Genomic DNA, 20689 nt, shown 5'->3' on the forward strand with positions numbered 1-20689 from the left:
CGACTTTGGAATCGAAAACCTCATCGAGCTGATCAGGTTCTATAAAGACAACCCTGGACTGCTCAGGCGGTAACCCTGCGGCCTACGCCGAATGGATACGACCAAGAATGCCATCGCCCTTTGGGACAACGGCTGCACCCAGCACCGCGCGATGTGGGACTACTGGCCGCATACGCGCTCCGGCACGCGAGTGACTGTGAAGGGCAGCTGCCTGTTTAATTGAGACTGATGCAGGGCTGGGCAAAGGCGCATTAGTGCCGTGCCCACCGTCTCTCCGGCTCCCGTGAGCACACTTCCAAACAGTCGCATTCGTACGCCTACTTGAGCATGTCGTGCTCAGGGTTTGCCGGCGCCTTCTCGCGTGGTGCTACGTTTTTGACTCATTGTTGCTCTCACGACGCGGTCACTTGCCGTGACCGTTGCCACTCGTTCGTGGCAGCCATCCGCAATTCATCCCCCAAATCGCCGCCTGTGTGCGATTGTGGACCCGGATCTTGCGAAGGATCGCCTTGACATGGACCTTCACGGTGGCCTCCGCGATGTTGATTTTCCGTGCGATGCATTTATTAGAATCGCCATCGATCAGACAGCGCAGGATCGATTTCTCCCGTGGCGAAAGCTGGGGCGCAATGTCCTCAGTGGCAGCGAGGAGCGCGTCGTCGGCGCTGTTTGGGCCGGCGTGTTCTGCGGGCGCGATTTCAGGCCCGAGCACGAATGGCAAAGATGCCGAGGGGAGAACTGTTTCACCCATCATCACCAGTTCTAATGCTTTTGTGAACACTTCGGAGGTCATGATATCAACGAAATAGCCACTAGCTCCTGCCCGAAATGCTGAGACCAGCTCTTCTAGGCGACAGCGATCGGTAACCACTGCGATTCGAGCATCCGGGTTGCGGGCCCTCAAATGCTCAATTTGCTTTGGTAAGTCAAAGTTGTCGCCGGTATGGATAGCGATAAATAGCAGTTGGCGTGATTTGACTTTGCCGCTTTGAAGATCGTCGGCGGATGCCACTGAAGCCACGATGCGAAAGTTGGCCGAACGCAGGATTCTGGCAACGCCTTCTTTAAGTAAGCTGCTATTTCCCAGGAGTATGGTTCCGAAAAAATGTCTCCGACTCATACTGGCTCTCCGATCTACACCCAAAGAGATGCTTGGATTTGGTTGAGCCGACCCTCCACGTTGATTCTGGACGGCGTTAATGTCCAACCTTGCTATGGACAAAAGTCGGTGAGACGCCCATTTGCTTGCTAGCTTACGGCAACCGCAGTCGTGCTGTTGCGCTTGCATTTCTTGAAAACAAAATGATCCAAATTGGGATCAGGAGTCACCAGCATTTATTAAATGTCGCGCGGCTTCATTAATTATCGGACATTATAATTAAATCGAAGTCTATATATGATTTGCTATAAACTGCGAACGCGGGACCAGATCGCTTATCGGCCTGATCTGCGTGTTTACGGTGGCTTTCCGCTCGCGAACCTCGCCATGTAAGCGCGAGATCACAGAGCTGACCTTCTGTCAAAGTTCAGACCAGCATCATCCAGTCTGACAGCTTGGTATCGGTTTCGCCGAGAAGGAAGTATGTCGTTCTCAGGCCAGCTTTGAGGGCTTGAGCGCGGTAGGCCGAACGCAGTAGCTGGTCGATGTCGCGGCTTGGAGGCCCTTTGAGGATGGGACGTCGGTGAGATGGGCGAGCGGATCGACTCCGTTGAGCTTGCAAGTCTTGACCAGGGAGGTGACAACAGCCCGGTGTTCGGCACCGCCGTCGGAATCGGCAAAGAGTGCGTTCTTGCGACGGAGCTTGGTACTACTGATTGATCGTTCGACGGTATTGTTGTCCAGTTCGATGACGCGCGTTAAGCCTTGCCGGCGCGAGAGGGCGTAGCGGATGGCCTCGGCGAGCTTGATCTTCTGGCTGATGAGAGCCACCTTGGCGCGCGGCCATCCCTCGAAGCTATCGGCCAGTGGTCCGCTCTTCTGCTGCCGCACGAGGCGACGCTCCTCCGCGCTGCGGCCGCGGATCTCGATCGCATAGAATACGACGATGTGCTTCAGCGCTTCGCTCGCGATCGGAGCGGGGCGGCTGCCGCGAGTTCGTAGAAGTTGCGCCGGACGTGCTTCCAGCAGAAGGCGAGCTCGGCCTCGCCACGTTTTGCAAGCTTCGGGTGGGCGTTGTAGCCATCGACCTGCAGGACGCCCAGCAAGATGGCTGCACAGCCGCTCGGCTTTGCGGTCGGGTGCATAGACATAGGCGATGCTGGCGGATCGAGGCGCCAGGGCGTGCCGTCGGCGGCATAGGCCCAGACCTCGCCGGTCTTGGTACGCCCTCGACTGGGATCGAGCACCGGCACCGTCATCTCGTCGGCGAACAGCTTTGATCTCGCGCGAAGCACCGTGAGGAGGCGCTCATGCAGCGGGCGCAGGTGGAAGGCAGCATGCCCAGCCCAGTTCGCCAGAGTCGCTCGATCCGCAGCGATGCCCTGGCGATCAACCGCGCCGGAGCCTCGGCCTGCAGGACGCCATCTCGCAGGCACGGCAGACGTACTTGGAACGACAAGGCGGAACTGCGCCGGCACCATGTCCAGCCGCTCGCTCTTGTCTTCGCCGATCTGGTCCAGGTCGACCCCCGCCGCCGTGTAACTCCGAAGTAGGTACGAGGGTACACCATTCGGAGGAGTAGCTCATAGCCGAGCGAACTGCATAATGATGCATGCAGGATGGTTCCTGCCCGGTTGCTGCATCTCGATCGCCGAATGCAAAAACTGACAAACACTGACGTGGAATCACCTGCACTCGCGGAGACTGCAACAGGTTTCGGAGAAGACCTCATTCAGGCAAAATGCCTATTGGAGCAAGACACAGTGAATAATCTGTCTGGGCCCTTGTGGATCGCTTCAGCTCTCCTCGCTATGACGTGGACGTCCGGAACTCAAGCTTTCCTTGATCAGGCGCGACGTGCGCCACCGGATTGGCAACATGCTCGGGTTCTGGCTACTCGGGTTCCGGCTAAGAGTGGCGGGTCGGCCGTCAATCAGAACCAAGATAAGCCGCATCCGAAGCCGGAGAGCCGGCATGAACTCGCGCGGATGGCGCAAGCTACGACGAGCGACACAGGCCGGTTAAAGCCGTCTATTGGACAGCAACACCAGCCAGCAGACGCGCTGGAGTGCGAACTCTCTGTTGCAAAGCGCGATATCGACTTGCTGCAACATATCGAGCAGGCGCACAATCGAACCGAACAGCTCGAGCAAGATCTCCTAGCCGCTCGGCGCGATGTTCAAAGCCAGACCACGCTGGCGAGGGAAGCAACTGAAAAAGCTGACCGCGCAGGCCAGTTGGCGGAGCGCGGCACAGCGGAGTTGCAGAAGACGCTGCAGCAGCTGCAGCAAGAGCGTGAGTTTGCGAATGAGTTAAAATCGGATCTTGCAATCGCTCGGCGTGAGATCGGAGAACAGACTGCACTGGTGGCCAAGAGGAGCGACGAAATTTCCGGGCTCAGACAGGAGTCGGAGAGCGGGGCCGCAGAGCTGCGTGAATCCCTGCAGAGAGAGCGCGAGCGGGCGAGGCGGCTGGAGCAGGATCTCGCGGTGGCCCGACGCGATCTCGAGACCCAAGTCGGACTGACAGCCAAAGCAAGTGAACACGCCTTCCCGCTGAAACAAGCCCCAGGCGGCCTCACCGAACTGAGCCAATCAATGCAGATGGAGCAGGAAAGGGCCCAGGCGCTCGAACAGGAGCTCTCGAAGGCGCGGAGCAAAATCTATGCCTATGAGACTCAATCATGCAATGCAGGCGCTCGAGTGGCAGAGCCCAGCCAGGCCACAGCAGTTGCACCGGCGCGGCGCAGCCCTATACAAGAGGAGCCGGACCGGGCCAAGCAGCTAGAGGAGGAGCTGCACAAGGAGCACGAGAGAGCTAACGCATTGGCGGAGGAGCTCTCCGTCGCCCGCACCAAGCTTTACGCCTACGAAGCGCAAGCCAGCAGGAAGGCCAGTGAGACAGCAATACAGCTAGACCAGGCGGTGGAGGCCGATATGGGAGAGCTGCGAAGATCTCTGCAGCAGGAGCGCGACCGGGCCGCGCATCTTGAAAAAGATCTGGCTACGGCGCGCTCGAATGTGGACGCGCAGACGGAGCTGGTAAGCAAAGCGACGGAAGACACCACCCAAACGAAACAGAAAGCGGCGCGCGACACAGATGACCTTGGCAGCTCTCTGCAGAAGGAGCGCACGAGGGCCGAGCGGCTGGAGAGTGATCTCGCGTTGACGCGGAACACTTCTCTTCCTGACAAGACAGAACTATCGGCTGCCAAGATCGCGATCGTTGGTGGAGTCGAACCTCAGAGACGGGTGGAACCGTACGGGAAAATCATCGCCGAAGGCGCAACACCGGCGAGCGCACGCGGCGATGCTCAGCCCAATTCCGAAGAAGCTAATCAATCAGCACGGCTACTTGCGCGTGCGAACGTTCTACTCGGACAAGGTGACATCGGCGCGGGGCGGACCGTCCTGGAGCGGGCGGTCGAAATGGGCAGTGCTCAGGCAACCTTCGCACTAGCAGAGACCTACGACCCATCGATACTTTCTAAATGGGGAACGTATGGAACGCGAGCGGATACCGTTAAGGCGCGAGATCTATATGCGAAGGCTGACGCTAAAGGAATCAAGGAGGCGAGAGCGCGGATCGAGGCGTTGCTTCGGTAGGTACTGTTACTGTTGCGGCGTCTGCGTGATGGCGAGGGGAGCGCGGAGAGGAGAGCGCAGAAGAGGGTTGCTGGATTGTTTCCGGTGCAGCCCAGACGGTTTGCCCGCGACATGGCCGGTCCTCATGATCATTCCGCTGCCGCGTAGACTGCAAGTACAAAGAATGAGTAAGCCGGCTTGCGGTATGGCGTGCCGCCTATGGCGCCCATTCACTGAGCGTACGAAATGAACTCGGTGTTGTGGGGCGGTGAGTTCGGTGAAGTCAGTCGCCGGCGCGGTGCGCCAGGAACAAAGCGGTCCGCTTGTGACGGCATTGGAAGCATGGCTGCGCGAGCAACGCGCTCGACTGTCGAACTCGTCCGCGGTCGCCAAGCCAATCGGCTATATGCTGCGCCGCTGGGACTGGTTCGCCCGCTTCGTCGATGACGGACGGATCTGCCTGACAAACAATGCGGCGGAGCGCGCGCTGCGCGGCTTTGCCCTCGGCCGCGAGTGCTGGCTCTTCGCCGGCTCCGAACGTGGTGCCGACCGCGCCGCCACCGTGGCGACGCTGATCATGACGGCAAAGCTCAATGACCTCGATCCGCAAGCCTGGCTGGCGGACGTCTTGGCCCGCATCGCCAGCACCCCGCAAGATCGGCTCAATGAGCTGCTGCCTTGGGAATGGAAGAGAACCCCCGTTCAGTCTGCGGCCTTATCGGGCCACCGCGCCACGCAATTTATCCCGCGGCCCTCACCGAACGGTTACCCTCGGCCCGCAACTTAAAAGGAAATAATCGTCCAGGAACGCAGTCCCAGCTATGGCATTATATTTTAAATTTTAATTAGTTAATTGGAAGTCGGGAGCAGAGCGTCAGGACGCCATGCGCTGCGCAAGTGTGGTAATCGCACATCCCCGTCCAGGGATTCTGCACAGTCTGACGAACGTGCTTGGGAGGCAATATGCTTTCGAAGTTGTTGCAACTTGCCGCGATGGCAAGGAGTGCATTGACGCGATCCGAAGGTTAGTGCCCGACATAGCACTCATCGCCATTTCGCTGCCCGACGTGTCCGGGCTGGAAATCCTCGCCATCGCAAACTCCGAGGGATTCCCTACGCAGTTCGTTTTTTTCGCGGCGTCCGTCGAAAACGGTGAGCCCGTCATATCGGCAGCTGCCGGTGCGTACCCGGTCCTTCCAAAAGATGCGGCAATCGAAACACTGGCGCAGTCACTGCGGCAGCTCATGAGTCGCCAGAGCGGTTCTTCGGCGCTCCCCTCTGATCAAACCGGGGCTATCATGGTCTACGAGAACCTACTCACGGATCGGCAGCGCCAGATCATGTCCCTGGTGTCCCAAGGGTTATCGAACAAGGAAATTGGCCGCCGGCTCAAACTTTCCGACGGCACAATCAGCGTGCACCTCCACCGCATCTATGGGAGGCTTGAAATCAACAACCGAACAGCGCTCGCCGCACTGGCGCTATTAAGCAAAAGAAAATAGCGAACTTGGCGGCGTTTTCCTAAAACTCGGCAATTCCATCGACCGGCGGAGTTCAACGCGAATAGCAAATGCGGTCTCGTGCAAGTCGTTGCGGTACATTTGCGGGGAGGGGAGCAATCCGCTGTGGCACAGAGGCGTGCTCGTGCAGCACGGGGGGCAATCCGCTCTGAAGTTGCTTTGTGGAAGCGCCTTGCTCCAGGAGAGTGCGCGAGGGTGCAAAAGAGGTGCCCACAAAGAGACGATTGTGGCGGTGGCTCCAAAGGCCCACGATATGGCGTGCGACCTTGGCACTCGCGCTTGCCCGACGACCACTCCGGGACGGATGGTGATCCTCGAAATCGAAAGGACGCGCCATGGAAGCCCTAGACAATGACGAACCTGAGACCCCCCCGGTAGCCTCGGGCTCCTCCCGCAGGGGAATCAAGCCGATCCTGTTGGCCCTGGGAGTGTCCGGGCTTGTCATCCTCGGGGCGGAAGCGCTCGGACACCGGCAACCGGTCAACGTTGTGTCCTCAGCGCTGACGCAGAAGGTGTTTGCCGCCATCGGAGGCCGGCACGATTTACCGACTGGAGCCACACCAGAATCTGCAGAATCTGGAGCCACGCCAGAATTCTCGGGAGAGGCCGTAGCGGTACTGGATGCGCCGGCCGCGACACCCGTAGAACGGACCGCCGCTTCAGCTGCTCCCGCTGCCACCGGGCGCTCCACGGCGGTTAGTGCTGCACCAGGCACGCCGACCACGGTGATCAGGGGCTTGTTCAGCGTTGGGGACCGTCTCAAGGTCGCGTTCTACGAGCGCGTGGACCTTGAGGAGGACAAGTGGGGGCGCACCTCCTCGGCCCTGCGCAGCATCCAGCAACGTCCGGAACTGACCGGGGAGTACACCGTCCAGGAGGACGGCACGATTTCCGTGCCCCTGCTGGGCTCCATCTCGGTCATCGCCTGTTCAGCGGAGCAGGTGCAGACCGCCTTGCTGAAATCATTCGAGCAACTGCTCGGCCGCAAAGGAATGGTGAACATCCTGTCGCTCGAGCGCTCGCCGATTTATGTTCTGGGGCCTGTCAAGAGTGCGGGCTCGTTCAAATACGCGCCTGGGATGACGGTTCTGCACGCGATCGCGATGGCCGGGGGGCTCGACCGGACCGCGAACGAACCGTGGCAGAAGGTCGAGGCCGTTCGGGAAATTCAGAAGCGGAACGGCGCGGTCGGCACGATGCTGAAACTGTTGGCGCGCGCGGCTGTCTTGAAAGGTGAGCGCGACAAGACGGAGCCCAGGATTCCGGCGCGGCTGCTGGAGCTGGTCGGCTCCGCCGAAGCGACCCATCTCCTCAACGAACAGCGGGACAAGCGCAAAGCCGTCGCCATTGCCCGCAAGAACCGCGAGACCGCAGTCCTGAACGCGCTGGACTCGGCCAAGCAGGACCTCATGGTGTACGGGCGCATGGACTCGCTCGATGAGCTCATCAAGCTGCGCCAGGAGCGCGTCAACAGCATGCGAGCGCTCGCCGAGCGCAATGTCATCAGCAAGACGGTGCTCAATCAGGTCCAGACCGAGTTGACGGACGCCGAGCAACGTCGGCAAGAGGCGAACACCCAGTATTCGAATGCCAAGCAGCGCCTGACCTCGCTGGAGGCGGAATCGTTGCGGGTCCAGGCAGACCTCCGCAACGATCTCGAGGTCGAGATCGATGCCACTGAGCGCGAAATCGCGACCAATGAGCGCGAGTTCAGCAGCAGCGAAGGCGTCCTGACGACCCTGCCGGCGACCCGTGCCCAGTTTGCGAAGGAGTCGAATCGGGTGAGCTACCGCCTTGTACGGCAAACCGCAGCCGGACCGGTCAGCATCGAGTCCACCGGCATGACGGTCTTGCAGCCGGGCGACCTCGTGAACATCATCGTGGGCGAGGGCGATGCGGCAGAGCAGCCCAACTCGTCAACTCCGGCTTTGCCCCCGGACCAGAGATTGCCCGGCGGCCGCACCGCCACCAACCAGCAAGAAGCAGGCCGCTCGGTCACGGATTAAGGATGGGAGGATGGAGGGCGCGTTGTCGTCATCCGGGCTCAAGTCCGATTGCCTCCTCAAGTCCGATTGCCTCGCGATCCAGAGATCGCGGACAATGAGCGTGAGTTCAACATGAGCGAAGCTGTCCTGCGCACGTTGCCGGCGATCCGCGTCCAGTTTGCGGCGAAGGAGATGAACGGGGTGACTTACGAGGTCGCAGACTGCGGGCGGACCGGTCGCCATCGGGCCACCGGGATGACCGTGTTGCTGCCTAGCGACCTCATCAACATCATCACGGGCGAAAGCGAGAAGGCGCAGGCCGGCGCGTCGGTCCCGACTGCGCGATGGGCGACAGACCGCCGGTCGGGCGTGCCGTCGAACGTGCCGAGGCGAGTGGTCGTGCTGTCGCGGACAAGAGGACGGGTCCGAAGTGATGACGCTCAGCGGATTGTCCGAACGCCATTGGCCTTCAAGCATCAGATCACTCGTTTTATTATAACCGGAAGGTTGGGGAAATGGTAAGAACGCCCTCAATCCTAGCTCGGCTAATTGCTCTAAATGCTTATGAGCTTAAAAATCATGCGAGACGGCTCGCGGCTATGGTAGTCCTCAGGTTTCCGCATGGCTACAACCTTGCGACTTCCCAATGGCGTTATACTTTCATGTACTGGATGCGCCGCCCACACGAACGTGACTTTCGCGCCCTTGCGTTGCTGAATTTCAATAATCCGCCATTGTTGGTCGATGCCGGCGGAAATGTAGGACAATCGGTGCTGTCCCTTTATACTCTATTTCCGAACGCAAAAGTCCTAAGCTTCGAGCCTAATCCTACCGTATTCCGCAAGCTTCAACGATTGACGAAGAAATTCCCCCAACTAACTGTTATTCCGAATGGACTTTCTAACGAAACTGGCGAGGCGGAATTGTTTATCCCATCGTATAATGGGAACGCGCTAAGTGGACTGGCATCCTTCGACTACGAGAGCGCCCAGGGGTGGCTTAGTAAAAAGTGGGTAGCAGGGTTCGATCCAAAAAAGCTGACAGTGACGTCTAAGCGAGTCTCTCTGGCGCGCCTAGACGACTTGGAATTGGAGCCGGATTTCATCAAGATCGATGTTCAAGGACTTGAATACCGGGTTCTTGCCGGGGGTCTAGAGACGATTCGAAAATATAGGCCGGTTATCATGGCCGAGACTATCCGGTATGGAAGTGACGCTCATAGGATCGTACAACCATTTGACTACTGCCTGATGGAATTTGATGGACGCAGTTTCATAGAAGTACGAGGAGACCTTCGACAATTGAACCAATTTCTCATCCCTATTGAGTGTCTGCCGCATGCTGTACACTGACTGACTTTATGAAGATATGAGTAGCAATGATCCGGGGCGCGCCCGGATCCTGATGCAATCGCTACATCGCTACATGCCGGGTAGTCGCGCCAGTCGAGGAGGCCAGCCGGGCGATCCGGGCCGCGCGCGGAAAATTCCTGCCGGAGATCCAGATCCGGTCCATGGTGAACAGGCGCGCGTATTCCGCGATGGCGGCACCAGCAGCTTCTGCTCCGCGGCAGCCTTGTCCGTGCCAGCCGGGCCGTGCGGCATGGCCCCTTGGGAGCGATCGTTGCGGGTCGAAGAGTGTGGGCCTCGAGCGCGGGCGCGGGGAAGCGACCAGCGCGGCTTCGCCGTCGCCGCACAATGCGGTCGCTATAAACTGAGCAAATCTCTCATCCATTCCACGGGTGGTAACAGCCGGGGTGCCACGACGAATGCCGCTCGGTCTCAAGGGCGGGAGAGGATCGCCGGGAATCAGCTGCTTGTTCCCCATGCTGGCGATTGAAATCGAAAATATGCTGAGCTGCCGCGCCGTCCAGACCAAAGGGCCACCACCGTATCGATCACCATGATGTGGTTATCATGTGATGATCGGTACCGTTGGTAATCAGTTCATTCCGCGCGCGATCAGCGCTTCAGCCAACAACCTTGGCGTTGCGTATGTCGGTCGGGCTCACGGGACCAAATTTCCCACGACAAGATTGCCCAGCGTGTACCAAGGGCCTGCCCCGGCGATCGCGAGCGTGATGTCTGGAACAAGATTTCCGGGAGCTGCAAGTCCGATTTGGACCGAGTACGTCCCTGAAGCCAAGCCTCCCACGCTGATAATCGGAGTATCTGTTCGATTTCCGGGAAGAAAACCCTTCATTGTAATTCCAGTATCTGTAACCAGCGAGCCGATTTTTACAAGCAAGCGGCGCTCAAAATACATTGGGGCGTTTCCTACGTTTGACCAGTTGAGACGCAGAGTAAATGAAGAATGAGCCACAGAAGTCGGCATCTGCGCTTGAGTCAAAACAAAACGGTAGCCAATTTTTGTGAGCATGTCTTGCACGTACGGGAGCATCACTGAAGGGATGGGAGAGCTCTTGTTGCTAAACTGAGAGGCATGATTGTCAATCGCCCACAGCAAGGCCTGCTGCCACGGATAGTTAGATGCAACCCAGTTTGACATCACGCCACAGGGTTCAAGGATCACCGGCGCATTCTGCCAGGCCTTGGGAGCTTCTGCGAGGATCGCAGGGTAAGCGTTCCGCATGTGGTTCCAGCCAGAGGCGTAGTTTCCCCAACAATCGACCCGCCATCCAACCTTGCTTTGAATCGCGTACTTGAATGCGCTGTCATCGCCTGCTCGTACATCGCCACCGATCACAACCGGCACTTTGAAATTCGCGAGGAACTTATCGGTCAAACCGTTGAGGGCCGACGTGCTCGGATATGGCGGCGTGGGTGATGTGTGCCAGAAATGAAACTCTCCCCAATCGCCGACAAAGCCAATGTCCACCGAATCAATCGCCGGGTTGTTGCCGTACTTCTGGCCAAGGGCCGAAACGAGCGCCGCAAGATCTTGCTGGACGACGTCTTGTGTGAGGTCGGGAAACCAAACTCCCGAAAATCGGTCAAAGCTGAAAGTGAAGCCGGGAACCCCCCCGTTCTTCAGGCCGGCAGGTCCGAAATTGCCCTCTTCGTAACCCATGATTCGGAAGGCCAGGCGTTGTCCGGCGGACTTCGCGGAGGACAGTGCATGGTCAATCACCGCAAAATTAAAGGCGCCTGGCGCCGACTCCACTTCGCTCCAATTCACCCGGATGTACATCGTCGAGGAAGGAAGTTGAGTGTCTGATGCCGCCGACTTGTAAAACGTCTGATAGCCAATGCCAGGGTTTTTAATAATTCCGGTAATGGGAGCCGGAGTGATGGTTTGCAACTGAGGTGTGGGAGTCCATGCCGGTGTTGGTGCTGCAGTAGGAGTAGAAGACACTGACTGCGACGAGCCCTGCGATTGGGCGCCGAAAGAGCCTGGGCAAGCGGCAAGCGCTCTGGGTAAGGCCATCGCAAGAAAGACGGTCCGTCTTGATATCATTCCATCACCCCCAAATATAATCACAGCGAGAGCTGTGCTTCATCCTCAAATTCACCTTGGAGCAAATGAACGCTTTGCCGCCAGGCATCTTTTGCCTGCGCCTCCAGCGAGGACTGCTGAACGGGCAAAAGCAGCGGAGCCAATGTCGCAGCAAGAGCGGCCAGCATCGCCCGCAATTGTCCAAATTCCTTTCTGCGGCCCCGCTCTATCGGCACTTCGCTGATCGGGCCGTGACGCTATCTGCTTAGCGCATCGAGCCGCGCCTTCGCCTCGTTGATGCCGCCGGTTACGGGTATTCATGAGAGGATGTGTCGATGCAGAAGTCGAACCGCCGGGATGCGGATAGCGCGACGCGCTCCGCGCCCGCGACTGACTCGTCGTCATGTCGGTGGTCGTGTTCGACGTCATGTGCTGCACCTCCTCGGGTCTCTAGAGCGATGGCGCCGGCTCCTCGCTTAGGGGACCGGAGACGGAATCCAGCCTAGTCGCAAAGACGATGACGAAGGCGGCGCACGCACCCTCGATGCTGACCGAGAGCGTCCAGCCCACCACCAGGCCCTCAAGCCCGTCGAGCTTCGCGCCCGCGACCGCCAGGCAAAGCTCCAGCGCGCCGCCAAAGGCGAACCAGAACGATGCCTTGCGCATCCTGTCGGCAAGCCGCGCCAGAGCGCAGGCGTGGAACTTAAGTGCCGATCCCACCAAGCTGAAGCCGAGGAGGCACAGGCTAGAACCGGCGATCTTCGGATAGGCCGGATTGAAGAGCGCCAGGATCTGCTGCGAATATAGGAAGATAAAGTTGGCGCAGATCAGCGCGAACAGCAATGACACCGTGAGCGACACGAGGATGTAGTGCTTGGATTGTGCCGAATTCGCCCTGACCACGGGGAACAGGACAGTGGCCATGGCTGCCGGAATCATTGCGGCCACCGAGACCAGCATCCAGACCGACACGAAGACGGCGTTGATGGTCGGCGACAGGAGAACTAGCACAAGGTAAGGCATGAGCAGGCCTGAGGCCTGAGAGGCGATATCGAGAGCGTAATGATCAAACACCTTGCGCCGGAGCTTATGCAGCAGCTGGAAATCGGGGAGGCCAACGAGTCGGCGCGCACCGCCCCGGGTCAAAAGGTCGAGGGCGATCCAGGACGCCAGCAGGCCAGCCACCCAGGTCAGGACAATCGCGGTACTTGAGGCGAAGCCGACGTAGGCTGCTCCAGCGACCAGCATCAGCTTGAACGCGGAGAACAGCACCTGCCGGACCATCCTCCCGCTGCTGCGCAGATTGCCGACCAGCGCCTGATCGAGCACTATGCTGAGCACGGTTAGGATGCAGCTGAGGACAAACAGGCCGGCCTTCAACCAATCGTCGATTGGTCCAGCCGGTACGAACAGCGCCTCGCCGAATACAAACAACAGCGCCACGCCGAGTGCGATCACCCCCCCGACACACGTCGCCGCAGCCGCGAGTCCTGATTCCCTGCCGGGATGCCGGACCACTTCGCCGATCACAAGGGTCCCGAGTCCGGCTTCTCCAAGGAGAGCGACCAAGCCGATCATGGACAGCAGGGCGGAAGCGTTGCCGATCACCTCCGGCGGAAACGTCCGCGCGGCAAGCCACCAATAGACGAATCCAAGGCCCGCCATCGCTATCGTTCCGATCGCGAGAGCGCCCGAATTCGTAACGAGAATGGCACACTTTCGCAAAATCCCCGGTGCGCGGATGATGGCCGTCCTGGCGAGCGCTAGCATGACGGCTCTCCCGAACGCTGCTGCGCCGGCAGCACGACGCTGCTGGCGGAGGGGCACAGCACACCGCCGTAGACCTGCTCGATCCGGGTCACGACCGCACCGGCCTTGAGGCGCCCCACGCGGGCGAGACTTGTCGTTCCGAGGCGGGACAGCAAGGTGCGGTCGTCCAGGAGTGATTGCATCATGCGAGTCAAGGCTTGCGTGTTGCTTGGCGGCACGAGAAGCCCCGTTTCACCGTCATCGACCAGATCCGGCATGCCGCCGACGTCGGTTGCGACAACGGCTTTGCCGGACGCCATCGCTTCCATAATGACGGTCGCGCAGGCTTCCGGCCCGACCGATGGCAGCACGCCGAACAGCGATCTGTGCCATGCATGCATGATGGCGGAATGCGGCCAGTTACTGAAAACGCGAACGTTCGGCGGAAACTCGGCTGGCGTATCGGCGACCCGGCGTCCGATCAGGACCAGCGGCGGCGCCTGCTCCAGGCGGGCATAGGCCTGCAGGAGAACGTCAATGCCCTTGAGCCGCATCATGTCACCGACGAACAGGATGAATCCATCTTCGGGCAGCTCCCGCACGCAGGAATCTTCTGGACCAAGAATTCCGATATCGTCGGGCACAAAATTCGGGATGACCTCGTAGGCAGCGCGACCTCGCGTGAGACCGGTATGTCGCGCCACCGCGTGGCTCACCGCGATGAAGCGGTCCACCACGCGCCGGGCTGCGAAGCTCGAGGCCCAGTTGCCCAACGTGGTCGCGGTGCCCTTCACGGCGCCGTAGTGCGCGGTAGCGCAGGGCAGGCACTTCGCGAGCCGCGGGCCATCGCACAGATGAGTGCCCAGATGCATGAAGTTCTTCTTGGCGCAGACGAGGCCGTAATCATGGAGCGTCACCACGAGGCGCGCGCCATCGAGAACCTTGAGCGGCAGGAAGGAGGCGTAGATCCAGTTATGAGCGTGGACGATGTCCGGCCTCTCCTCTGCGACCAGTCGCTTCAGCGCCAGCAGCAGTTCGGGGTCGGGGAAGGGTGGGGCGTGGCGGCGCTCGGAATCGGCGTGCAGATTTGACAGGCGTTGGATCGTCCCGCGCAGGCGATGTACGCGGACTGGGCCGTCGAACTCAGTGTCTGTTGATCCGGAATGCATGAAGGTCCCGACGCTCACACTATGTCCGCGCTGCGCCAGGGCTCTGCCGAGGTTGCGGACGTGCCGCTCCTCGCCCCCGATCACCGGAGGATAGAATTGTGCCAGCAGCAGGATGCGCATTGTCGGCTCCTTTCAGATGCGTGGCACCAGCGTCGAAACGCTGCGATAGAGTCGATGGTCCTCCGGCCTGTAGAGTCGGGCCTGCGCCTTCTGCGAGGTGGCCAAGACGGGTACCGGGATGTGTCGCAACCAAGTCTTCCCCGGCGCGATGTTCAGCGAGCGGAAAAGGGCGAACGGTTGCCCGTCGATGGTGATCTCCACGTCGAAAAGCTGAGTTTGGGTCTCAGCGCTGTGGACCCCGACGGTAAGCCGACCCGAGCCGCCGGTCGGTGGCAACATCCAGAACTCCGTGTAGCTGAATTGTCGGTAAGTCGCTTCGTCGCGGACGGCCAGCGCATAAGCTCCGGTCGCCAAAAGCATCGCGAACGCGATCGCGGCTATCTGCCAGGCTCGGACCCGCAGCGGACCCGGCCAGGCTGGCAGATCTGGAGCGTCGCCGCGGCGGACGGCCGCCAGCGCCGTGCCGGCCGTGACGACGCAGAACCAGATCGCCCAGCCGAGCGACGTCAGGAAGCGTGCGGCGTTCAGGGCAAAGCCCCCGGCGATGCCCACAGCGAGGCTCGCGCCAACCGCGTAGGCGAGATGTTCAGACACGGAGACGGTCCTTGTGCCGGTGGCTCGCAGCACCACATGGCCCGGGACAAGGAACACCATGGGTGCGCCCAGGACGGTGCGAAGGAGCACGCTATCGCTTAGCGCAACGGCTGCCACCGTGGTCACCGCCCACAAGCAGGCGGCGAGAAGGTCCCGATTACTCGGAGCTCCCATGCAATCCCCTCACGTCGTAGATGATGATCCAGCCGTTGTCGTAGATGCGAGTGATACCCTTGACGTCATTGAATTTGAGCAACTCGGTGCCGGAGAGCGGCGTTCCCTGTCGTGCATCCCACGGCTGGAAGTAGAAGCCGAGCACCGGCGGAGCCGTGGTCAGACGCAGGTCCACCAGCAGAAAATCGAGGTCGCTTCGCGCGAGGGCCCAAAATTCATTAGGTCCCAGTGTCTCGTTCTCGAACACGCGCGATGAATACACGCCTTGGGCGACCTTGGTCCTGACGTCCTGCCGCCCGTAGGTCGCAAGCAAAACCAGGTTGATGCGGTCGGCCGCGAAGCGGTTGCCGGGATCGAGCCATTGCCTGCTCCAGCGTGCTGTTTCGATCCCCATCGCCTCGACTGATCCCCCATCGGCGGCCACCCTGTAACGCCCATGAATCGGATTCAGCGTAGAGTTCGCGATACCGCCGAGCACGATGAGCGCCAGAGCAGCGATAGGTGCGATGCGGCGCCATCCGCGTGGCGCGCGGCCCTGCCAGAAATGGACAATGCTCACCGCAACGACCAGCCCGACGCCGATGAACACGAACGTTCCCATGCGGTTGCCGATTTCCCATCCGGCGTTGGTCAGCCGGAAGGCCACCGAGATCGGGAATCCGAAGGCCAGTACGGTCAGGAACACTATGCGGCTATTTTTCCAGCGGCCTGCCAGAATGTCCTGGACCAGACGCCAACTCGCCCGCGCGCCGCTCGACGCTGCGAGAGCCAGCGACCGAAAGAATCCCGTCGCCAGCGCGAGTGACACGAGCAGGAGTCCGAGCAACGTGGCCAGTCGTAGGCCGATGGGCACCGCTGGCGCGCTGAGGTGCTCCGAGCTTGGGGTGGACGCGCCCATAATGTTTCCGAGCAATGCCTTGAAGCCGCCCTCAACAACGGGGCCGAGATAGGCTGTGAGAAGGTTGCCACTGATCTGCACCCACAGCAGCGGCAGCGCGATGGCCAGCGTCCCCGTGATGCCCATGGCGATCCTCGTCCCGGGTCGCACCGAGCCGTCGCGGCGCAAAGCTTCGAGGACCGCGACTGCGCCGAGGTAGATGGCGGCGTAGATGGCTGAGAGGTGATGCGCGACTGCGAGGCTCGCCAGCAGCAAGGCGAGTAGCCCAAGCGCCTTCAGCCTCTCTCGCCCGACGAAATCCCTGGACGCGGCTTCGGCCGCGAAGATCAGCACACACAGCACAATGCCGAGGCTCTCGTAGGAGAACATCGACTCGAACACGACGAAGGTTGTGCAGCCCATATTGACGAGACAGGCAATGGCCGCGATGCGCGGCGATCCCGTGATGTTTTCGTAGAGCAGAAACAAGGCGACGATGAGCGTGCCCCTCAGGATGATCAACAGGAGCGTCGCCGCTACGAATAATGGGAGTCCGGTGAGATTAATGATGGCCGTCGCCAGGATTTCCAGTGCCGGGTAGGTTGGCCCAATCGGGAAAAGCGGGTTGGGGAGGAACAGCCGGCGGGCCGCCAAGAGATCGTCTGTTACGACCCAGTGCAAGAACTCGTCGTAAGCGATGAAGCTCGTGGGGGAATAGACAACCTTGTAGTAGAGCATAGCCTCGGTAAGCAGGAACAGCAGGAAAAGGCGCTCGCCCCGGGCGATCCTGGGCCAGCCCATGCGAAGGCTGATCGGGACGACCAGCAGGACCACGCCAGACCAGAAAAGCAGTGGCGCCACCTCGTAGGCTCGGCGCCCGGCGGCGTGTCCCGCCACGACCAGCAACAGCGCCATGGCCGTCGTCAGGCACAAGACCGCGATCCATCCGCAACTCACCGGTCGTGTCGGGACGTCGGAGCTGCCGCCGTGAAGATCGGGGCCGATGACTGCCGAGACGAATTGGACTCCGGTCTGGAGCGGGCTTGTCCCGGTTGCTCCGGTAAGATGAGCCGGCATCAGCGGGGTCATGCTCCGGTCTCAGCAGACCACGGCAGCCCGCCACCGGGCCGAAGGCGCACTGTGGATCGGCTGCCCACGACGTCACGGTACACCTCGCTCAGCGCTTGTGCGCATGCATCCCAGTCAGGAAGCGCCAAGTCCGGAACCTCCCGATTGGCCTCCAGTTCTTCGGCCATGGCGGTGGCCAACGCACGCGGGTTTGCGTCGCGCGAAATCGCCCGGCAGAGTCCTTTCGATGCCAGCTCTCCAAGCCCGGACGTGTCGGTCACGAGCACCGGGCGGCGCAGCGAAAGAGCTTCGATGACGGCGACCGGATGAGCTTCGTACTCACTGAACAGGACGAAGAGGCCTGCGCTCGCCAGCAGATCTGCCATTCTCTGCCGCTCGGAAGCGGGGATGGCGGCGATGGTCACGCGCGCCTCGAGCCCAAGCTTTGCGACAAGGGTCCGCAGCTCTCCTTCATACGGACCCGTTCCAACGATGCGCAGCCGCGCCTCGGGCACGCGGCGGATCAGCTCCGGCAGGGCCGCAATCGCGCGGTGATGACCTTTGTAGCGCTCGAGTCTGCCGCCCGAGACGACCAAGCAAGGGTCGACTGTGATCCCAGGACTCGGAGCCGCCATGGCGGCGCCGTTCGGAATGACGGCAAATCTTTCTCGGGGGATGTCCATCCTGGTGCTGAAGAAGTCGGCTTCGAAGTCGGAGACGCCGATCAGTCGTGCGGCGCGCGCCAACAGCGGCCGCAGCAGCGCGCGCTGGGTCCCGCGCACCGCGTTCCGCAGCCACGAAGAATGTCCGCCGCTGTGAAAGGTCAGGACGAACGGAACGTCGCCGCGGATCGCCGCAAGCAGTCCGATGGGAACCACGAAGGTGTTGTAGCCCTGGAAATGGATCAAATCCCACGCCCCGCGCCGGATCGCCGAATAAATGCCGGGCGAAACATAGAGATCCAGCTCCTTCGGCCAAGCCGGCACGCGCTGCACACGCATGCCGCGGACCTCCTCCTCAAACGGCAACTTCCCAGAGGGATCGGTGGTGAGCACGTCGACCGTATGGCCACGCGCCACCAGGCGCGGCCCGACCTCCTGGATATGGGTTTCGATGCCGCCGATGAAGGGGTAGCAGCGAGCGGCAACCACCAGAATTCGCATCGCCTAGTCCATCGTCACTATGGCTTCCGTTGCTGCTCAGGGATATCCATAAGCAACCAGCGAGACCGGCGAGAGCACCTTCTCGCGCAGGATAGTCTTCAGGACTCGCCAACCATCCGGGATAGCGCGTAGATTGCTCTCGCCGCTGATGCGCGGAGCTTCGAAACTTGCCACCTCGACGATGTTCAGGTGGTTCTTCAACGCGCGCACGTTGATGAGGGTCTCGACCTCGAAGCCGTCGCAGTCGCAGTTCAGGGTGGCGACGTGCTTGGTCCAGAACGCCATGTATCCGTAGCACAGATCGGAGAACAAACCGCCATAGAGCAGCCGCACGATCAGAGTAAGACCCCAATTGCCGAGCATCCGGAACAACGACATATCATCGGTGCCGGCGCCCTGGAGGAAGCGCGATCCCTTCGCCAGATCCGCGCCGGCCATTAGCGCACTGACAAAGACGATTGCCTCCTCCGGGACCATCGAGCCGTCGGCATCCAGCATCACAATGATGTCGCCTGTGGCGGCCCGGAATCCCGCTTGCAGCGCTGCGCCTTTGCCGCGCCGCGGCTCCATGACAACTTTCACGTCTTCCCGCAGGTGGCGCGCGACGGCGACTGTGTTGTCGGTCGACCGACCGTCCACGATAATGATCTCGTGCGCCCAGGTCGGGATGCGCGGCAGAAGCCAAGGGAGGTTCTTGGCTTCATTGAGCGTCGGAATGATGAAGCTCACGCGGGGTAACGTCACTGACAATGCCGGCATCATGGCGCCTGGCTGGGCGACTGGCACGGCGCCGACATGAGCGAGGATGCTGGAGGTTGGGGCATTCATGGCAGCACCGTTTGCTCGAGCGCCGTGATCCGGGGCGCAGGCTGGGAGCGCGACAGCGGGGAGGACAGATGTCGGGCGAGATGCCGGGCCGGGTGATACGTGCCGTAGACGAAGCGACACACCGGACCGAAGCTGTTTGCGGCGGCGGGACCGATGAAATGCAAACCTGGTACGGATGTCTCGTAGTGGCCCGAGAGCTGCGGGGCTCCCTGGACGAGACGGATCTGGCGCAGCAGCCCCTGATTGAGGAAATTCAGCCGACTGATATCAACCTTGTAGCCGGTGGCGAAAATCACGTGGTCGGCGCGCTTCCGGGTCCTCACGCCATCCGCGTCGTGCAGGTCCAGCGTGATTTTCCCATTGCGGGTCTCGATGCCGTGGACGGTCTGACCGAGCCAAAGCGGCGCTTGCTCAATGACACGATCCTTCATGAAGGCACCGCCCAGGGGACCCAGCGCGCGCGTGTTGGCGAGCCCGACACGCAGATGCTCCGGCAGGAGGCGGATCAGCTGCGGAGCGTGGGCGCAGACTGCTAAACTCCAGCCATGCCCAAGTCCGCTCATCGGGGCAGTGGTGCGCTCAAAGAAGGTGCGGGGGCGAGGCCGGTCGGCGAAGTGCAGATGCGACTGACGCGAAACGAGCGAAACCGAAACGCCTCGTTCGTGGAGCAGCGCTACGAGATCAAACGCGGATGATCCGGATCCGACCACGATCACGTCCTTGCCGTCCAGCGACTCCAGCGGGCCGTAGTCGCCGCTATGCGAGCACAGCTCGGCGGGCAGATGCGCGGCCTCGGGCGGCAGACGCATGAAGGGATGCAGCCCGACCGCCACCACCACGCGGCGGGCGTGAACTACTTCGCCGTTGTCAAAACTGGCGCGGAGGCAGCCATCGCTGGGTTCCAGCATCTTCAGCATCTTGCGCTCCACCGCGGGCGCGCAACGCTCCTGAAAAGCTTCGCCGTATTCGATAAACCGGCTGAGCGGAAGCGGCATTAGGCAGTGATGATAGGGCAGGGCACGATCCGCGCAGAACCGCTTCAATGCGAATTCGGAGTTCGGATCGGACAGACAGCTTGCCCAAGGGAACGATTTCAGCAGCATCCCAGGCGGCATGTTGTTCTTCCATGCTCCCATGGGCTCTCCAAAAACCCGGTGCTCCACACCACGCGCACGCAAATGCGCACCCAGCGACAATCCATAGGGGCCAGCTCCAATGACCGCCACATCTACGGACGTGCTTGGTCTCGCCATATGCAGACTCCCGCACAAGATGAAATGAAATCGGATGAAAGGAAGATTGGGAGGAAAGTCTTGAGCCCTCTCCTGACCTCAGCTAACCCGACCTTCCCCGATGCGACACC

At 60.8% G+C, this 20689-nt stretch carries 17 protein-coding genes and 2 pseudogenes; 7 read left to right on the forward strand and 12 right to left on the reverse strand.

The features are described from left to right. Window positions 1-403 precede the first annotated feature (403 nt). Both IVA98_RS08610 and tnpC read right to left on the reverse strand, forming a co-directional pair. Window positions 404-1120 (reverse strand): LuxR C-terminal-related transcriptional regulator, encoded by a 717-nt coding sequence (locus IVA98_RS08610; protein WP_247301104.1) that lies wholly within the window; start codon window positions 1118-1120, stop codon window positions 404-406. Window positions 1121-1591: 471 nt separating this feature from the next. Continuing rightward, window positions 1592-2478: pseudogene (gene tnpC, locus IVA98_RS37505) on the reverse strand (IS66 family transposase). Here tnpC and IVA98_RS08625 point away from each other — a divergent pair. From IVA98_RS08625 to IVA98_RS08655, 7 genes and pseudogenes are all read left to right on the forward strand, one after another. Beyond that, window positions 2410-2652 (forward strand): hypothetical protein, encoded by a 243-nt coding sequence (locus tag IVA98_RS08625; protein WP_247301111.1) that lies wholly within the window; start codon window positions 2410-2412, stop codon window positions 2650-2652. The pseudogene tnpC and the gene IVA98_RS08625 overlap by 69 nt on opposite strands. A gap of 81 nt (window positions 2653-2733) precedes the next feature. Continuing rightward, window positions 2734-4704, forward strand: a complete 1971-nt coding sequence (locus IVA98_RS08630; RefSeq protein ID WP_247354651.1) for a coiled-coil domain-containing protein — start codon at window positions 2734-2736, stop codon at window positions 4702-4704. A 274-nt stretch (window positions 4705-4978) separates the two neighbouring features. Then, window positions 4979-5470, forward strand: a pseudogene (locus IVA98_RS08635) (IS66 family transposase); the annotation flags it as partial. 97 nt (window positions 5471-5567) lie between these two features. Next, window positions 5568-6185 (forward strand): response regulator transcription factor, encoded by a 618-nt coding sequence (locus IVA98_RS08640; RefSeq protein WP_247301102.1) that lies wholly within the window; start codon window positions 5568-5570, stop codon window positions 6183-6185. A gap of 353 nt (window positions 6186-6538) precedes the next feature. Beyond that, window positions 6539-8209 (forward strand): polysaccharide biosynthesis/export family protein, encoded by a 1671-nt coding sequence (locus IVA98_RS08645; RefSeq protein WP_247354652.1) that lies wholly within the window; start codon window positions 6539-6541, stop codon window positions 8207-8209. 111 nt (window positions 8210-8320) lie between these two features. After that, a complete protein-coding gene (locus tag IVA98_RS08650) occupies window positions 8321-8710 on the forward strand; it encodes a hypothetical protein (protein ID WP_247301100.1) in 390 nt (129 codons plus the stop codon). Between the two features lie 140 nt (window positions 8711-8850). Further along, on the forward strand, window positions 8851-9540 hold the full coding sequence (locus IVA98_RS08655) for an FkbM family methyltransferase (protein ID WP_247301099.1): 690 nt from the start codon (window positions 8851-8853) through the stop codon (window positions 9538-9540). Window positions 9541-9601: 61 nt separating this feature from the next. Here IVA98_RS08655 and IVA98_RS08660 read toward each other — a convergent pair whose 3' ends face one another. The 10 genes from IVA98_RS08660 to IVA98_RS08705 form a co-directional block, all read right to left on the reverse strand. After that, entirely contained in the window at window positions 9602-10015 is a 414-nt protein-coding gene (locus IVA98_RS08660) for a hypothetical protein (protein ID WP_247354670.1), read from the reverse strand. 180 nt (window positions 10016-10195) lie between these two features. Next, window positions 10196-11449: a DUF4832 domain-containing protein gene (locus IVA98_RS08665; RefSeq protein ID WP_247354653.1), complete on the reverse strand. Its 1254-nt coding sequence runs from the start codon at window positions 11447-11449 to the stop codon at window positions 10196-10198. Window positions 11450-11625: 176 nt separating this feature from the next. After that, the gene (locus IVA98_RS08670) at window positions 11626-11781 is read right to left on the reverse strand and encodes a hypothetical protein (RefSeq protein WP_247354654.1); all 156 of its coding nucleotides are present in this window, start codon (window positions 11779-11781) and stop codon (window positions 11626-11628) included. Between the two features lie 253 nt (window positions 11782-12034). Continuing rightward, on the reverse strand, window positions 12035-13192 hold the full coding sequence (locus IVA98_RS08675) for an MATE family efflux transporter (protein ID WP_247354655.1): 1158 nt from the start codon (window positions 13190-13192) through the stop codon (window positions 12035-12037). A 155-nt stretch (window positions 13193-13347) separates the two neighbouring features. Further along, window positions 13348-14622: a glycosyltransferase family 4 protein gene (locus IVA98_RS08680; RefSeq protein WP_247354656.1), complete on the reverse strand. Its 1275-nt coding sequence runs from the start codon at window positions 14620-14622 to the stop codon at window positions 13348-13350. Window positions 14623-14634: 12 nt separating this feature from the next. After that, window positions 14635-15276, reverse strand: a complete 642-nt coding sequence (locus tag IVA98_RS08685; protein ID WP_247354657.1) for a hypothetical protein — start codon at window positions 15274-15276, stop codon at window positions 14635-14637. A gap of 97 nt (window positions 15277-15373) precedes the next feature. After that, the gene (locus tag IVA98_RS08690; protein WP_247301093.1) at window positions 15374-17356 is read right to left on the reverse strand and encodes a hypothetical protein; all 1983 of its coding nucleotides are present in this window, start codon (window positions 17354-17356) and stop codon (window positions 15374-15376) included. Continuing rightward, a complete protein-coding gene (locus IVA98_RS08695) occupies window positions 17353-18498 on the reverse strand; it encodes a glycosyltransferase family 4 protein (RefSeq protein WP_247301092.1) in 1146 nt (381 codons plus the stop codon). The genes IVA98_RS08690 and IVA98_RS08695 overlap by 4 nt, the downstream gene beginning before the upstream one ends. Before the next feature lie 36 nt (window positions 18499-18534). Next, complete coding sequence (locus tag IVA98_RS08700; protein WP_247301091.1) at window positions 18535-19326, reverse strand: glycosyltransferase family 2 protein; 792 nt, start codon at window positions 19324-19326, stop codon at window positions 18535-18537. After that, the gene (locus tag IVA98_RS08705) at window positions 19323-20579 is read right to left on the reverse strand and encodes a SidA/IucD/PvdA family monooxygenase (RefSeq protein WP_247301090.1); all 1257 of its coding nucleotides are present in this window, start codon (window positions 20577-20579) and stop codon (window positions 19323-19325) included. The genes IVA98_RS08700 and IVA98_RS08705 overlap by 4 nt, the downstream gene beginning before the upstream one ends. Between the last annotated feature and the right edge of the window lie 110 nt (window positions 20580-20689).

It is taken from the genome of Bradyrhizobium sp. 160 (assembly GCF_023073735.1).
GTDB lineage: Bacteria > Pseudomonadota > Alphaproteobacteria > Rhizobiales > Xanthobacteraceae > Bradyrhizobium.

Bases quoted from the DNA above. Each gene is read 5' to 3' on its own strand.
- IVA98_RS08690 (WP_247301093.1), bottom strand. From the start codon at position 17,356: ATGACCCCGCTGATGCCGGCTCATCTTACCGGAGCAACCGGGACAAGC.
- IVA98_RS08695 (WP_247301092.1), bottom strand. From the start codon at position 18,498: ATGCGAATTCTGGTGGTTGCCGCTCGCTGCTACCCCTTCATCGGCGGC.
- IVA98_RS08680 (WP_247354656.1), bottom strand. From the start codon at position 14,622: ATGCGCATCCTGCTGCTGGCACAATTCTATCCTCCGGTGATCGGGGGC.
- IVA98_RS08640 (WP_247301102.1), top strand. From the start codon at position 5,568: ATGCGCTGCGCAAGTGTGGTAATCGCACATCCCCGTCCAGGGATTCTG.
- IVA98_RS08660 (WP_247354670.1), bottom strand. From the start codon at position 10,015: ATGGGGAACAAGCAGCTGATTCCCGGCGATCCTCTCCCGCCCTTGAGA.
- IVA98_RS08700 (WP_247301091.1), bottom strand. From the start codon at position 19,326: ATGAATGCCCCAACCTCCAGCATCCTCGCTCATGTCGGCGCCGTGCCA.
- IVA98_RS08645 (WP_247354652.1), top strand. From the start codon at position 6,539: ATGGAAGCCCTAGACAATGACGAACCTGAGACCCCCCCGGTAGCCTCG.
- IVA98_RS08685 (WP_247354657.1), bottom strand. From the start codon at position 15,276: ATGGTGTTCCTTGTCCCGGGCCATGTGGTGCTGCGAGCCACCGGCACA.
- IVA98_RS08705 (WP_247301090.1), bottom strand. From the start codon at position 20,579: ATGGCGAGACCAAGCACGTCCGTAGATGTGGCGGTCATTGGAGCTGGC.
- IVA98_RS08610 (WP_247301104.1), bottom strand. From the start codon at position 1,120: ATGAGTCGGAGACATTTTTTCGGAACCATACTCCTGGGAAATAGCAGC.
- IVA98_RS08655 (WP_247301099.1), top strand. From the start codon at position 8,851: ATGTACTGGATGCGCCGCCCACACGAACGTGACTTTCGCGCCCTTGCG.
- IVA98_RS08625 (WP_247301111.1), top strand. From the start codon at position 2,410: ATGCAGCGGGCGCAGGTGGAAGGCAGCATGCCCAGCCCAGTTCGCCAG.
- IVA98_RS08650 (WP_247301100.1), top strand. From the start codon at position 8,321: ATGAGCGAAGCTGTCCTGCGCACGTTGCCGGCGATCCGCGTCCAGTTT.